At 58.5% G+C, this 14772-nt stretch carries 11 protein-coding genes and 1 tRNA gene; 10 read left to right on the plus strand and 2 right to left on the minus strand.

Annotated features, from left to right (window positions below; all coding sequences use genetic code 11):
* The 4 genes from H6B10_RS06270 to H6B10_RS06285 form a co-directional block, all read left to right on the plus strand.
* On the plus strand, window positions 1-205 hold a 205-nt coding region (locus H6B10_RS06270; RefSeq protein ID WP_204650753.1), incomplete at its 5' end, for a PRD domain-containing protein.
* 146 nt (window positions 206-351) lie between these two features.
* Window positions 352-427, plus strand: a tRNA-Pro gene (locus H6B10_RS06275).
* A 162-nt stretch (window positions 428-589) separates the two neighbouring features.
* A complete protein-coding gene (locus H6B10_RS06280; protein ID WP_204650754.1) occupies window positions 590-1813 on the plus strand; it encodes a hypothetical protein in 1224 nt (407 codons plus the stop codon).
* 19 nt (window positions 1814-1832) lie between these two features.
* Window positions 1833-3044: a hypothetical protein gene (locus H6B10_RS06285; protein ID WP_204650755.1), complete on the plus strand. Its 1212-nt coding sequence runs from the start codon at window positions 1833-1835 to the stop codon at window positions 3042-3044.
* A 107-nt stretch (window positions 3045-3151) separates the two neighbouring features.
* Here H6B10_RS06285 and typA read toward each other — a convergent pair whose 3' ends face one another.
* A complete protein-coding gene (gene typA, locus H6B10_RS06290) occupies window positions 3152-4984 on the minus strand; it encodes a translational GTPase TypA (protein ID WP_204650756.1) in 1833 nt (610 codons plus the stop codon).
* Between the two features lie 228 nt (window positions 4985-5212).
* Here typA and H6B10_RS06295 point away from each other — a divergent pair, with 228 nt between their 5' ends.
* Window positions 5213-6874, plus strand: a complete 1662-nt coding sequence (locus tag H6B10_RS06295) for a putative manganese-dependent inorganic diphosphatase (protein WP_204650757.1) — start codon at window positions 5213-5215, stop codon at window positions 6872-6874.
* Between the two features lie 285 nt (window positions 6875-7159).
* On the plus strand, window positions 7160-8515 hold the full coding sequence (locus H6B10_RS06300; RefSeq protein ID WP_204650758.1) for a citrate/2-methylcitrate synthase: 1356 nt from the start codon (window positions 7160-7162) through the stop codon (window positions 8513-8515).
* Window positions 8516-8679: 164 nt separating this feature from the next.
* Here H6B10_RS06300 and H6B10_RS06305 read toward each other — a convergent pair whose 3' ends face one another.
* The gene (locus H6B10_RS06305; protein ID WP_204650759.1) at window positions 8680-10326 is read right to left on the minus strand and encodes a CTP synthase; all 1647 of its coding nucleotides are present in this window, start codon (window positions 10324-10326) and stop codon (window positions 8680-8682) included.
* Window positions 10327-10621: 295 nt separating this feature from the next.
* On the opposite strand from H6B10_RS06305, the gene cysK reads away from it, so the two are divergent.
* The 4 genes from cysK to H6B10_RS06325 all read left to right on the plus strand — a co-directional run.
* Window positions 10622-11554: a cysteine synthase A gene (cysK, locus tag H6B10_RS06310; protein WP_204650761.1), complete on the plus strand. Its 933-nt coding sequence runs from the start codon at window positions 10622-10624 to the stop codon at window positions 11552-11554.
* Between the two features lie 132 nt (window positions 11555-11686).
* Entirely contained in the window at window positions 11687-12511 is an 825-nt protein-coding gene (locus tag H6B10_RS06315; RefSeq protein ID WP_204650763.1) for a TrmH family RNA methyltransferase, read from the plus strand.
* A 133-nt stretch (window positions 12512-12644) separates the two neighbouring features.
* A complete protein-coding gene (locus tag H6B10_RS06320) occupies window positions 12645-14012 on the plus strand; it encodes an MFS transporter (protein ID WP_204650764.1) in 1368 nt (455 codons plus the stop codon).
* Between the two features lie 146 nt (window positions 14013-14158).
* The coding region (locus H6B10_RS06325) for a zinc dependent phospholipase C family protein (protein ID WP_204650765.1) at window positions 14159-14772 on the plus strand (614 nt) is incomplete at its 3' end.

Here is a 14772-nt window from a genome sequence, read left to right on the forward strand (position 1 = left end):
GCAGTATTTTATTGAGCGCGTGCTGGACCACAAAATGCTGGGCAGCGAGGATATCTCGGTTTTGGAGCCGGTACTGGACCAGAATCCCCGGGCGTATGCCTGCGCCCGGCGCATTGCCGATTATGTGCAGAAAAACCTGGGGGTGGAGGTCCCGCGGGAGGAACTGATCTACCTGACGGTGCACATGATCCGCATTCTTACATAAAAAGCAGAACAGCAGCAAACTGCCGCAGCCCCCGGGGGGCTGCGGTATTTTGATTTCCCGTTGCGGCAAGGGGAAAAGTGGGCGGCAGCTCTTGACGCGGCTGTGCCCGGCGTACTATAATAATAAAATCGAGCGCTTACAGACGCCCGGGTGTGGCGAAGCTTGGTATCGCGCCTGGTTTGGGACCAGGAGATTTCGCAGGTTCGAATCCTGTCACCCGGACTTTTCCACAGCCGCACCGCAGCCTCTTCGCTGCGGTGCGGCTGTTTTGCGTGACAAAAAACTTTGTACCAAATCCGAAAAAAGGCGGTTTTTGGTACAACTCCGATACAAAGGGGTGTCATACTGGAAGCATAGAACCATACCATAAGGAGGAGTTGAACCATGAAACGAGCTTTATTTTTCCTGCTGGCCCTGGCGGTATGCCTTTCCGCCTGCACTTCTGCCCCGGAATCGGAAGCTGGCGGTGAAGTTATGGACGCTACGGTGGAAAACGCAGTCCCTGCCGAGGAATCTGCGCCGTCCGCAGCCCCGGTTGCCGGGGGCGCCATCTGGGGCGATAACTGCCAGGCGGATTCCGGCCATGCCTGGTACACCGTGAACCCGGTGGGGGACGAAAACGGCGTCCGGCAGGTCCAGCTGCTGCGCCTGGATTACAACACCGGCAAACAGGACTGCCTGTGCACCATTGATGCGTCGCCCCAGCAGGTGGGTGAATCCCTGGCCCGCGACGGTATGGTCTACCTCGTGCTGGACCAGACCCTCTACCGGATCTCGGAAGAAGACGGGCAGATGGAGACGGTGCCGCTGGAGCGGCCGGTATTCCCCATGATTGCCGACGGTACTTACGGGTATGATTATACCTTTGATGCCGGTGCCAACAACATTCAGCTGAGCCGCCTGGACCTGCAGACCGGTGAAATCACCCTTCTGCCGATGCCCGCCCAGACCCAGGGAATCTGGGCGGTGGGGAAACCCCGGCTTCTGGTTTGCAATCTGGCTACCGATGCACCTTTGCCCAGCGTGGAACAGGGAGAACAGTACGCCGCAGCCATCCAGAGTGCCGATTGTGTCTACAGCTGGTACGACCCCGCCACTGGCGCAACGGAGAAACTGCTGGAGGAACCCTACTATGGGGTCGAGCTGGAGGACGGTTCCCGGCGCCATCGGAGCTTTCTGGGCATGGCAAACGGGCGGCTGTACTTTTCCTGGGTGGTGTCAAAAGGGGAAGGACCGCTGGACTATGGCATGGAATCCTGCGATGCCAACGGTCAGGACTGGCAGGCTCTGCCCGATGCGCCCGTGGAAGGGGAAGCCATCTGGTCGCTGCAGCAGCAGGGCAAATGCCGCTGGGTTCTGGGCGGCCGTGGAACCGGGGCGTACTGGATCTATGACCTGACCACGGGACAGTATCACGAGATGCCTCATGTGACAGCCATAGACTATTGGCCTTGTCAGCTGTTCCAGAACGGCAAGGTGCTGCTGAAATTTGACGGTGAGAACGGACAGGGGGAACTTATCTACGGCCTGATGGACGGGGACGCCTACCTGGCCGGTTCCACCGATTGGACACCCATCGAAGATGCCGCGACGTCGCCTGAAGCCTGAGGGGGAAAGGAGCCTGACGATGAAAAAATCCCTGCCCGTTTTGTTGGCGCTGGTGCTTTGCATGACTGCCTGTACCCCGGCGGCGTCCACCACGCCGGAATCGGACACGCCCCCGGTGAATGAGGAAACCGCCGAGACCGCCACGGCGGAAGAGAGCGTGGCGTTTCCGGTAGGGCACTTGCGGCGAATCCAGCAATATGAGTCGACGGCAGATGCCGTGTACAGCACCGTGAATTTTTGGACCGATGAGGGTGAACCGCAGTTCCAATTGCTGAAGGTTGATCTGGCAGATGCACAGCGCGTCAGTTTGTATATGGGAGACAGTCCGGATTTGTACGGTGTACAAGTCCTGTCCTGGCAGGGGCAGATTTGCCTGTTTGGCTGGGATACGTTATACAAGGTGCCCGAGGAGGGCGGCACCGCGCAGCAGTTCCCTTTGGGGAAAGAACTGAATCCCGAATTTGTCGATGAGTATGCTGTCTATGAGTTTGAGTACCGTATGGATAGGGGCAGCAACAGCGGCAAACGGATTGATTTGGAAACGGGGCAGATCACCAATCTGGAACTTCCCGGTCAGATCGAGTGGATCAATCAGACAGGAACCTCCCGCTTTATCATGACACGGGCAATCACCCAGACACCGCTTCCTTCCTACAAAGAATGGGAAGTGTATGACGCGCTTCTTCAAAGTGGAGAACGGGAATTCGACTGGTATGATCCGGCCACCGGTGCCATGGAAAAAGTCATGGCAGAACCCTATTACGGCGAGGAACAGCCGGATGGAAAGCGCCGTCGCCACGACTTCCTGGGAATGGCCGGAGATCGGTTGTATTTCAGTTGGTACAATGAGGATGGCTCGGCCAACGGTGTAGAGAGCTGTGCCCTGGATGGCAGTGATTGGCAACAGATGCCGGGGCGGCTGGAAAGGGAGCGCCCGGACTGGATTTTCAGCCAGAACGGTACCTTGCGCTGGATGATGAAAGGTGAGCCGGGCAACCTTTGGATCTATGACCTGTCGGCAGGACAGATGTATGAACTGCCTCATATTACCGTGGCAAACGGCTGGCCGGAAGCGCTGGTGGGACAAAACCAGGTACTGGTGTCAAGAGGAAGAGACCCCGACATCGTCGACGGTTTTGCACTGATCTCCCTGGAGGACTATCTGGCCGGTTCCACTGATTGGACGCCCATCACGGACGCCCCGGATGGTGGGACTACCATTGTGTTTTGAACCGTCCGGGCGACACTCACATCCAAACAAAACACCCCCGGCCAAACGGCCGGGGGTGTTGCTGTATTATGATTTCATCGTCATCGGCGGACATGCGCCGGCGAGAATCAACCTTTGTTCTTCTTGCTGGCAGCCTTCATGCGCAGGTCATGGTCCAGGATGCGCTTGCGGATGCGCAGGTTCTCCGGGGTGACCTCCAGCAGTTCGTCGGGCGCCAGGAATTCCAGGCAGCCTTCCAGGCTGAACTTGCTCACCGGCACCAGACGCAGGGCGTCGTCGCTGCCGGAAGCACGGGTGTTGGTCAGGTGCTTGGTCTTGCAGACGTTGACGGTGATGTCCTCGCCCGTGGGGGTGTAGCCCACAACCTCACCGGCGTAAACCTTCTCGCCGGCGGTGACCAGCAGGGTGCCGCGCTGCTGCGCGTTGAACAGACCGTAGGTCACGGCGTCGCCGGTCTCAAAGCTGATCAGGGAGCCGGTGGAACGGGTCTGGATATCGCCGCACCATTCTTCATACCCGTCAAAGATGGTGTTCATGATGCCTTCACCGTGGGTATCGGTGAGGAACTGGCTGCGGTAGCCGAACAGGCCGCGGCTGGGCATACGGAACTCCAGACGGGAACGACTGTTCATCATCTGCATGTTCATCAGGATGCCCTTGCGCGCACCCAGGGCAGTCATGACGTTGCCCTGGTACATTTCGGGCACGTCGATGACCACGCGCTCCATGGGTTCCATGGTCTTGCCGTTCTCTTCATGGGTCAGAACGTGCGGGGGAGAAACCTGCAGCTCGTAACCTTCGCGGCGCATGGTTTCGATCAGGATGGACAGGTGCATTTCGCCGCGGCCCATGACCCGGAAGGAATCGGTGGTGGCGGAATCTTCCACCTTCAGGGCCACGTCCTTCAGCAGCTCGCGCATCAGGCGATCACGGATCTGGCGGGAGGTAACGTACTTGCCCTCCTTGCCGGCAAAGGGAGAATCGTTGACCGAGAAGGTCATCTCCACCGTGGGATCGTTGATCTTCACAAAGGGCAGGGGCTGCACCTTGCTGGGGTCGCACAGGGTGTTGCCGATGGAAATATCCGGCAGACCGGCAAAGGCCACAATGTCGCCGGCGCGGGCTTCCTCAATGGGCTCGCGGCCGTTGGCCTTGAAGTCGAACAGCTTGGTGATGCGGCCGGTCATGTGCACGTCGGGGTTGTGCCAGTCGCACACCTGCACGGGAGAACCAACCTTGATCACACCGTTCTGCACGCGGCCCACGCCCATACGGCCCACAAACTCGTTGTAGTCCACGCTGGACACCAGCATCTGCAGCGGCTCGTCGGGTTCGCCCTCCGGCGGCTGCACGTATTTCAGAATGGTGTCGAACAGCGGCTTCAGGTCGGTGCCGTTCTCGGGATGGGTCCAGTCGTAGCTGGCGGTGCCGTTACGGCCGGAGCAGAACACCATGGGGCTGTCCAGCTGTTCGTCGGTGGCGCCCAGATCCATCAGCAGTTCCAGGATCTCGTCGATGACTTCCTTGATGCGGGCGTCGGGACGGTCCACCTTGTTCACCGCAATTACCAGCGACAGGTTCTGCTGCAGGGCTTTCTGCAGCACGAAGCGGGTCTGGGGCATGCAGCCCTCGGCGGCGTCCACCAGCAGCAGCACGCCGTTGACCATCTTCAGAACACGTTCCACCTCGCCGCCAAAGTCGGCGTGGCCCGGGGTGTCCACAATGTTGATTTTAACGCCTTCGTACTCGCAGGAGCAGTTCTTGGCCAGAATGGTGATGCCGCGCTCCCGCTCAATATCGCCGGAGTCCATCACGCGCTCGGCCACCTGCTGGTTGGCGCGGAAGGCACCAGACTGCTTGAGCATCTGGTCCACCAGCGTCGTCTTGCCGTGGTCAACGTGGGCAATGATGGCGACGTTGCGTAAATTTTCCTGAATCATATCCGTTCCCTCTCTATTTGAACTTGCGTTGCAAAGGGGGCGTCCCCCAATATCCACATACAGCATCTATTTTACGCTGTAGTGCGGTTATTGTCAAGAATCGCAAAGCGCAAAAAAGTGTGGTATAATAGAAAATGTAATAGAGTGCAGAGAAAGAACTTTTGGTGAATTTGCGGGCTGTGAGGGAAAACGCCCGCCTTATGCTCCATGGGAAGAGAGGAAGGTTTTATGTCGACTGAAAACGTCCGCCATATCAATATCATCGGGCACCAGAACCCCGACACGGACTCCATCTGTTCGGCGCTGGCGTATGCCTGGCTGAAAAACCGCGGCAGCCTGACCGGCAAATATGAGGCCCGCCGCGCCGGTCATGTGAACCGGGAAACCTGGTTTGTGCTGCAGCATTTCGGTTTTGAGGCCCCGCGCCTGTGCACCGATGTGAGCCCCCAGATCAAGGATATCGACATCCGCAAACAGCCGGGCATCGATGCCGAGATGAGTGTGCGCGCCGCCTGGAACCTGATGCGGGATGTGGAGATCGACACCCTGTGCATCACCGATGCGGACAACGAACTCAAAGGCCTGATTACCATCAAGGATATTGCCGATGCCAACATGGACCTGTTTGACACCGGCGTGCTGGCGGCAGCCAACACCAGCTACCACAATCTGCTGGAAACCCTGGAAGCAGAGCTGATCGTGGGCGATGCGGACGGCCGCATCACCCAGGGCAATATCTGCATCGGTACCAGCCCCGAAATTATGGAAGAACTGGTCAAGCCGGGGGATCTGGTGCTGGTTTCCAACCGGTACGAAACCCAGATGTGCGCCATCGACTGCGGCGCTTCTGCCATTGTGGTTTGCTGCGGTTCCGCGGTGCCCCGTACCATTGTGGCCCGCGCACAGGAAAAGGGCTGCACCGTGCTGGCAACCCCCTACGATACCTACGCCGCCGGACGGCTGGTGACCACCGCCGCCCCGGTACGGCATTTTATGCGCACCCATGATCTGATGAAGTTCAGCGTCAACACGCCCATCGAGGACGCACGCAAGATCATGGCCAGTGTGCGTCACCGTTATTTCCCCATTCTGGACGAGAACGGCAAATATTGTGGTGTGGTCAGCCGCCGTAACCTGCTGAACCTGCACCGCAAAAAGCTGATCCTGGTGGACCACAACGAACGGACCCAGGCTGTGGACGGTCTGGAACAGGCCGAAATTCTGGAGATCATCGACCACCACCGCATCGGCAACCTGGAAACCACCGGCCCGGTGTATTTCCGCAATGTGCCGGTAGGCTGCACGGCCACCATCCTGTACCAGATGTATCAGGAACAGGATATGACCCCCTCCAAGGAGATTGCGGGCCTGCTGCTTTCCGCTATTTTGTCGGATACCCTGATGTTCCGTTCACCCACCTCCACCCCGCAGGATGAAGCCACCGCCAAGGCGCTGGCCGAAATTGCAGGGGAGGACATTCCCACCTATGCCGAGCAGATGTTTGAAGCAGGCGCCGACCTGACCGGCCGCGATGCCGAGGATGTGTTCCGTTCCGACTTCAAGGCGTTCAGCCGCGGCGATGCCAAGTTCGGTGTGGGCCAGTCCATCTACATGACCGACAAATCCCGTGCCGCTGCCGAGGCGCTGGTAGGGCCTTTCCTGCCGGAAGCCGGCCGCCGGGAAGGTCTGCCCATGATCTTCTATATGTTTACCGACATGAAGACCCAGAGCACCGACCTGATGTACTGGGGCCAGGGCACCGAAGCCATTGTCCGCGATGCCTTTGGCGTGGAACCCAAGGACGGCATGGCGGTGCTGCCCGGCGTGGTCAGCCGCAAAAAGCAGCTGATTCCGCCGCTGCTGGCCGCACTGCAGGCCCGGCAGGGGTAAATTGGCATCTCCAAGAGGCGGTTCGGATTCGGCGGCTGCGCCGCACCGTACCCGCCTTGGCGGAAGTAAAATTTTCGTAAGATGAAAAAGCACGTCTGCGCGAAGAAAACTTTGCGACAGACGTGCTTTTTTTGTTAGAATATGAACTTTGTTCATAGAATGTTTGTTTGACACCCCGCCCCCGACAGATTATAATAATCGGTATACGATCTGTACAAAAAAGAAGTGTGAAATGGGAAAAAAATCAAACGTTCCGTCATAGACGTCGGAAAGGGAGGGTTCTTTATGAGTGATTACGCAGCTATCGAAAAGGAAGCACGCATCTTTACCGAGGAGTGTGTGACCAACAACCGGGTGGACCCGGCACTGTTTGCCCAGTACAACATCAAGCGCGGCCTGCGCGACCAGGACGGCAAAGGTGTGCTGGCGGGCATTACCAACATTTCCCGGATCGATGCGTTTGAACAGCGCGACGGCAAGCAGGTTCCCTGTGACGGTAAACTGTGGTACCGCGGTTACAACGTCTATGACCTGATCCGCGGCCTGCGGGGTAAGCGCTATGCCTTTGAGGAAGCGGCGTATCTTCTGCTGCTGGGGGATTTGCCCAACGAGCAGCAGCTGGAATCCTTCAAGGATTGCCTTGCCAAATGCCGGGACCTTCCTACCAACTTTGTGCGGGACGTCATTATGAAAGCCCCCAGCAAGGACCTGATGAACTCGCTGACCCGCAGTGTGCTCACCCTGGCCAGCTATGATGACGATATCGGCAAGACCGACCTGCAGACTCAGCTGGAACAGTGCATCAAGCTGATCAGCGTATTCCCCATGCTGGCGGTCTATGGCTACCACGCCTACCATTACTATGAGTGCGGCGGCAGCATGTACATTCACCGGCCCAAACCGGAACTTTCCACGGCGGAAAACCTGCTGCAGATGCTGCGGCCCGACCGCCAGTACACCGATCTGGAAGCCCACGTTCTGGACATTGCCCTGCTGCTGCACATGGAACACGGCGGCGGCAACAACTCCACCTTCACCACCCGCGTGGTCACTTCCTCCGGGTCCGATACCTACTCGGTCATTGCGGCGGCACTGTCCAGCCTGAAAGGCCCCAAACACGGCGGCGCCAACATCAAGGTCATGCACATGATGGACGATGTGCGTGCCCATGTGGCTGACCCCACCGATGAGGACGCCATGCGCGATTACCTGGGCAAGATCGTGGACCGGCAGGCCTTTGACCAGAAGGGTCTGATCTACGGTATGGGCCACGCCGTTTACTCGCTGAGTGACCCCCGTGCGGTGGTGTTCAAGAACTTTGTCCACCAGCTGGCCGACGCCAAGGGTCGTGACCGCGACTTTGAATACTACAATACCATCGAGCGCCTGGCTCCCCAGGTCATTGCCGAAAAACGCCATATCTACAAGGGTGTTTCCACCAACGTGGACTTTTACTCCGGCTTTGTGTACGATATGCTGGGCATTCCGGTGGAACTGTACACGCCCATCTTTGCCATTGCCCGTATTGTGGGCTGGTCGGCGCACCGTATGGAAGAACTGGTCAATATGGACAAGATCATCCGCCCGGCCTACCAGAGCATTATGGTCCCCCGGGAGTATGTGCCCCTGCAGGACCGCTGAGGTACTTTCTTGAAAGAAAGTACCCAAAGAACTTTCAACCGGCCAACCCGGGAAAGGGAAGCGATCTGACCGGGAGCGATTCCGAACAAAGCACAACAAAAAGCACACCGCTGCGGCGGTGTGCTTTTTTGTTACTGATTTATGCTGCGAAGATCAGGCGGCCATCATTCGCCCACCATGGCGGGGTGTTCGGTGGGGGTGTGCTCGGTCTGGTACTGCAGGGCAGCTGCCACAAAGCCCTTGAACAGGGGATGAGCACGGTTGGGACGGCTCTTGAATTCGGGGTGGAACTGAACGCCCACATGGAAGGGACGTTCGGAAAGTTCCACCGCTTCCACCAGACGGCCGTCGGGGCTGGTACCTGCAATGGTCAGGCCCTTCTCCTCAAATTCGGCGCGGTAATCGTTGTTGAATTCATAGCGGTGGCGGTGACGCTCGTCAATTTCCAGTTTGCCATAGCAGCGGGCCATGGTGGTATCGGGTTTGATGGAGCAGGGGTAAGCGCCCAGGCGCATGGTGCCGCCCTTGGGAATGTTCCCCTGCTGGTCCGGCATCAGGTCAATGACGTTGTGGGCACCATCGGGGGTGAATTCGCTGGAGTGGGCGTCGGCATAACCCAGCACGTTGCGGGCGTATTCCATCACCATGATCTGCATACCCAGGCAGATGCCAAAGTAGGGAATATGCTGTTCCCGGGCATACCGGGCGGCCTGGATCATGCCCTCAATGCCGCGGTCACCAAAGCCGCCGGGCAGGATGATGCCGTCTACGTCGGAAAGTTCCTCGGCGCAGCGCTCCTGATCCAGCAGAGTTTCGCTGTCCACCCACTTGATGTCCACTTTGCTCTCGGTCTCAAAACCGGCGTGGTACAGGCTTTCCATCACGCTCAGGTAGGCGTCGTGCAGTTTCACGTATTTGCCAACCAGGGCAATGGTGCAGGTGCGGCTGCGGGTGGCAATGCGGCTGATCAGTTCCTTCCACTCGGTCAGGTCGGTGGGTGGGGTGGTCAGGTGCAGCTGGCGTGCCACCACATTGGTCAGGCCGGCGGCTTCCAGCATCAGGGGGCATTCGTACAGACTGGGCATGGTCAGGTTCTCAATGACGCAGTCGGGGCGCACATTGCAGAACATGCTGATCTTGCGCTTGATGTCGTTGCCCACGGGGCCGTCGGCACGCAGCACAATGATGTTGGGCAAAATCCCCATGCCCTGCAGTTCCTTGCAGGAGTGCTGGGCCGGTTTGGATTTGTATTCGTCGGAGCCGGAAATGTAAGGCACCAGTACGACATGGATATAGCAGCAGTTTTCCAGCCCCTGTTCAATGCCCACCTGACGGATGGCCTCCAGGAACGGCTGGCTTTCGATGTCGCCGGTGGTGCCGCCGATTTCGGTAATGACCACATCTGCCTCGGTGCTCTTGGCCAGATTGTAGATGTAGCTCTTGATCTCGTTGGTGATGTGGGGAATGATCTGTACGGTCTGGCCCAGGTAGGCGCCCTGCCGCTCCTTGTTCAGAACGTTCCAGTATACCTTGCCGGTGGTCAGGTTGGAATATTTGTTCAGATTCTCGTCGGTAAAGCGCTCATAATGGCCCAGGTCCAGGTCAGTCTCGGTGCCGTCATCGGTCACAAAGACTTCGCCGTGCTGCAGCGGGCTCATGGTGCCGGGGTCCACGTTGATATACGGGTCCAGCTTCTGGCTGGCCACTTTCAGCCCCCGGGTCTTGAGCAGGCGGCCCAGACTGGCCGCTGTGATACCCTTTCCCAGACCGGAGACAACGCCCCCGGTCACAAAAATATACTTCGTTCCCATTACTTTACCCTCCATATTGTTAAAGAAAAAAACAATGGCTCTAATATTATACACACGGCGGCCGCCAAATTGCAAGGCAATAACCCCCGCTAAGGGCGGTGTGAGAGTAAAAATTTACAGGATGCCTTGGGCCTGCGGTGTATTGACAAATCTGCCGGAAGGGTGTACAATCACTTTATCCTACAAGAAAGGTATGAATAACCATGGCCAGCCGCTATGTTTTCCGCCGGCGATGTTGCCCCGGCGTGCGTTTCTGAATTTTACACACTTTTATTATGAACAGGAGACGAACACCATGAGCAAAATTTATACTTCCGCCGAACAGCTGATCGGACATACCCCGCTGCTGGAACTGACCCATATTGAAGCGGCCGAAGGGCTGGAAGCCCGCCTGCTGGCCAAGCTGGAATATTTCAACCCCGCCGGCTCGGTCAAAGACCGGGTGGCCAAGGCCATGATCGACGATGCCGAAGCTACCGGCAAACTCAAGCCCGGTTCGGTGATTATTGAGCCCACCTCCGGCAACACCGGCATCGGTCTGGCGTCGGTGGCCGCAGCCCGCGGATACCGGGTCATCATCGTTATGCCCGAAACCATGAGCGTGGAGCGCCGTCTGCTGATGAAGGCTTACGGTGCGGAACTGGTTCTGACCGAGGGTGCCAAGGGCATGTCCGGTGCCATTGCCAAGGCGGATGAGCTGGCGGCCCAGATCCCGAACAGCTTTGTGCCCGGCCAGTTTGTGAACCCGGCCAATCCAGCGGCCCACCGTGCCACCACCGGCCCCGAAATCTGGCAGGATACCGACGGCCAGGTGGATATCTTTGTGGCGGGCGCCGGTACCGGCGGCACGGTCACCGGTGTGGGCGGTTACCTGAAAGAACAGAACCCCGCCGTCAAGGTGGTGGCGGTGGAGCCCTCCGACTCGGCCGTGCTCAGCGGCGGCAAGGCAGGCCCCCACAAACTGCAGGGCATCGGCGCGGGCTTTGTGCCGGAAGTGCTGGATACCACGGTGTATGACGAGGTCATGCCCGTTACCTCCGAGGACGCTTTTGCCGCCGGCCGCATGATGGGCCGCAAAGAGGGCGTACTGGTGGGCATTTCCTCCGGTGCGGCGCTGTATGCCGCCATCCAGCAGGCCAAGCGTCCCGAAAACAAGGGCAAAACCATCGTGGTTTTGCTGCCCGATACCGGGGACCGCTACCTGTCCACCCCCATGTTTGCAGAGTAACTGTGTTTGTCACCACTCGCAGTGACGTTTTTTCAAAAGCCGCAGCGGCATGCCCGCTGCGGCTTTTTGTTTGCATTTTGCCCCGTTTTGGGGTATGCTGAAAACAGTATCAAACAGGAAGAGGAAACCGCTATGCCCCATATTGTGGAAATTATCGATCTGTCCGCCCCGGAACTGGACGTTTATGCCCGCCTTACCGAAACCCAGCTGCGCAACCGGCTGGAACCGGAGAAAGGGGTGTTTATTGCCGAAAGCCCCAAGGTCATCGGCACGGCATTGGATGCCGGGTATACCCCGTTGTCCTTTTTGATGGAACGCCGCCAGATGGAAGGCCCCGCGGCCGGGGTGCTGGCCCGCTGCCCGGATGCCGTGGTCTATACGGCGGACCGCCCGGTGCTGGAAAAACTGACCGGTTATGCCCTGACCCGGGGGGTGCTTTGCGCCATGCGCCGCCCTGCCCCCAAAACGGTGGAGGAAGTCTGCCGGAACGCCCGGCGGGTGGCAGTGCTGGAAGGCATTGTGGATTCCACCAATATCGGAGCCATCTTCCGTTCGGCGGCGGCCCTGGGCATGGATGCGGTGCTGCTGTCGCCCTCCTGCTGCGATCCCCTGTGCCGCCGCGCCATCCGGGTCAGCATGGGCACGGTGTTCCAGGTGCCCTGGGCACGGCTTGGGGAACATAAGGAGGACTGGCCCGCCGCAGGGCTGGCCCGGCTGCACGATTTGGGGTTTACCACGGCCGCCATGGCGCTGGATCACCGCGCCCGTCCCGTGGATGACCCCGCCCTGCAGGTGGAAAAACTGGCCATTCTTCTGGGAACGGAAGGAGACGGCCTGAACCCTGAAACCATTGCCCGGTGCGATGCCACGGTGATGATCCCCATGCAGCACGGCGTGGACTCCCTCAACGTAGGCGCGGCGGCTGCGGTAGCGTTCTGGCAGCTGCGTGCACGGTAAGTTTGTCAATCTGCCGCAAAAATATAACGAATTTTTTACGCCCCGTTGACGCAAAACGGGGCGCTTTTGGTTGTTTTTCGGGCCCGGAAATGCTACAATTAAATTATGTTTGACATAATGGGAGGAACTGTTCATGGGTTTCCTGAAAAAATTTACCAAGCAGGAATTGAGCTGGATGATGTACGACTGGGCCAACAGTGCCCACTCGGTCATTGTGGTCACCATCCTGCCCATCTTCTTTGATTCGGTGGCGGAATACACCGCCGACAGCGTTTCCAGCATGTCCACCTGGGGGTATGCTACCAGTATTGCTATGGCCATTGTGGCGTTGTCGGCGCCTTTCCTGGGCGTATTTGGCGACATCCGGGGCATGCGCAAAAAACTGTTTGCGGCTTTCCTGGCCTTGGGGGTGCTCTCGGTGGCAGGGTTGGCCCTGACGCCGGGGATGGATTTTACCTCTTCCACCGACGCGGCGGGCCGTGTGGCCGGTATTGTGCTGGTACTGTATATCCTCAGCACCATTGGCTTTGATGCTTCCTGCATCTACTATGATGCGTTCCTTACCGATATTACCACCGAGGACCGGATGGACTCGGTGTCCACCATGGGCTACGGCCTGGGATATATCGGCGGTTCCACCATTCCGCTTTTGATCTTCCTGATCATGAACGCGGTGGGGGTCCCGATGCTTACCTGCCTGGCGGTGATTTTTGCCATTACGGCTGTGTGGTGGCTGGTGTTCAGCCTGCCGCTGCTGAAAAACTGTGAGCAGACCTCCGGCAAACCCTACGAAAAAGGGGATGTCGGCCGCAACATCAAGGGCGTGTTCACCACCATCCGGGAGATCATCGCCGACAAACCCATGCTGGTTTACATTGTGGCGTATTTCTTCTACATCGACGGCGTACATACCATCATCAGCATGGCTACCAGCTACGGCACCAACCTGGGGTTGGATTCGGCCGGTATGCTGCTGGCCTTGCTGCTGGTACAGGTGCTGGGCCTGCCTTTCTGCCTGCTGTATATGAAGCTGGCCTCCCGGTTCGGTGCCCGCCGCATGGTGGGGGTAGGCATCTGCGTCTATATGTTCATCTGCATCTTTGCCTTCTTTATGGACAGCCTGTGGCAGTTCTGGATGCTGGCCGTGCTCTGTGCCACCAGCCAGGGCGGTATTCAGGCGCTGTCCCGTTCCATGTTCGGCAAGCTCATCCCCGACCGGGATCGCAGCGGCGAATTCTTCGGCTTCTTTGATATCTTTGGCAAGTTCTCCTCCATTCTGGGCCCCACCCTGGTGGGCGCTGTCAGTGCGCTGGCGGCTTCCCGGATGCTGCAGGACCAGGGCCTGACCGCGGCCACCGCCACGGCCGAACAGGTGGATGCCATCAACAAGGCCGCCGGCCCCTACGGCATTCTCTCGGTGATCCTGATCATCATTGCAGGCGCGCTGCTGTACTTCTTTGTACTGCCCCGCACCCTGAAAGGCGACCAGCGCAATATCTGAGCGCGGGGGCACCGCCCTGCTGCTGTACAGTGACCGGGAGATACCCACTGAATCCAAACCACCTCTACGAAAGGCAATTTGACTTTTCCGCCCCGGCGGGGTACAATAAACTGCGCTTTGTAATGTAAGGAAGTGAACCCCTTTTTATGCCGGAAGGTTATACCCATGTGCGCACCGCCCGCCAGGCGGCAGCCGCCATCCACTATAAGATTCAATGCCCCGAGGCTTTTGCCGCAGGTGCCAATGGCCCGGACAGCTTTTTCTGCTATGAGGTCTGGAAAAAACGCGCCAAGCGGCGCTATGATCTGCCGGCCCTGGGCGAACGGATGCACGAGGAAAAGACCGGTGCCTTTTTGTACAGCCTGTGCCGCCATGTAAAGACAAGGCCTCAGGTGGAGTATGCGCTGGGCTTCCTTTGCCACTATGCCACCGATACGGTCATGCATCCCTTCGTCTGCGCCATGTGTGAAGCCGGGATGCCGTATGCGGGCAAGGGCGGTCACGGGTATATCGAGATTGCGCTGGATTCCACCCTGCACAAAGAAGATACCGGCGATGCCTGTGTCCCGGCGGGGGATGCCAGCCCGCTGCCCACCGGGGAACAGCTGGCGGATATTACCACACTGCTGCATACCTGCCTGCTGGAAGTCTACGGCGAGGATATCCCCGTGGAATATCTGGCGGATGCCTTCTATCACACTTACCGGCTGCGCAGTCTGTTCCCCAGCCGCTATGGCGTGCGCCGGGCGGTGTTTGGCCT

Origin of the sequence: Gemmiger formicilis, assembly GCF_016901605.1 — a bacterium.
In the GTDB taxonomy this organism is placed as follows: Bacteria; Bacillota; Clostridia; order Oscillospirales; family Ruminococcaceae; genus Gemmiger; species Gemmiger formicilis_B.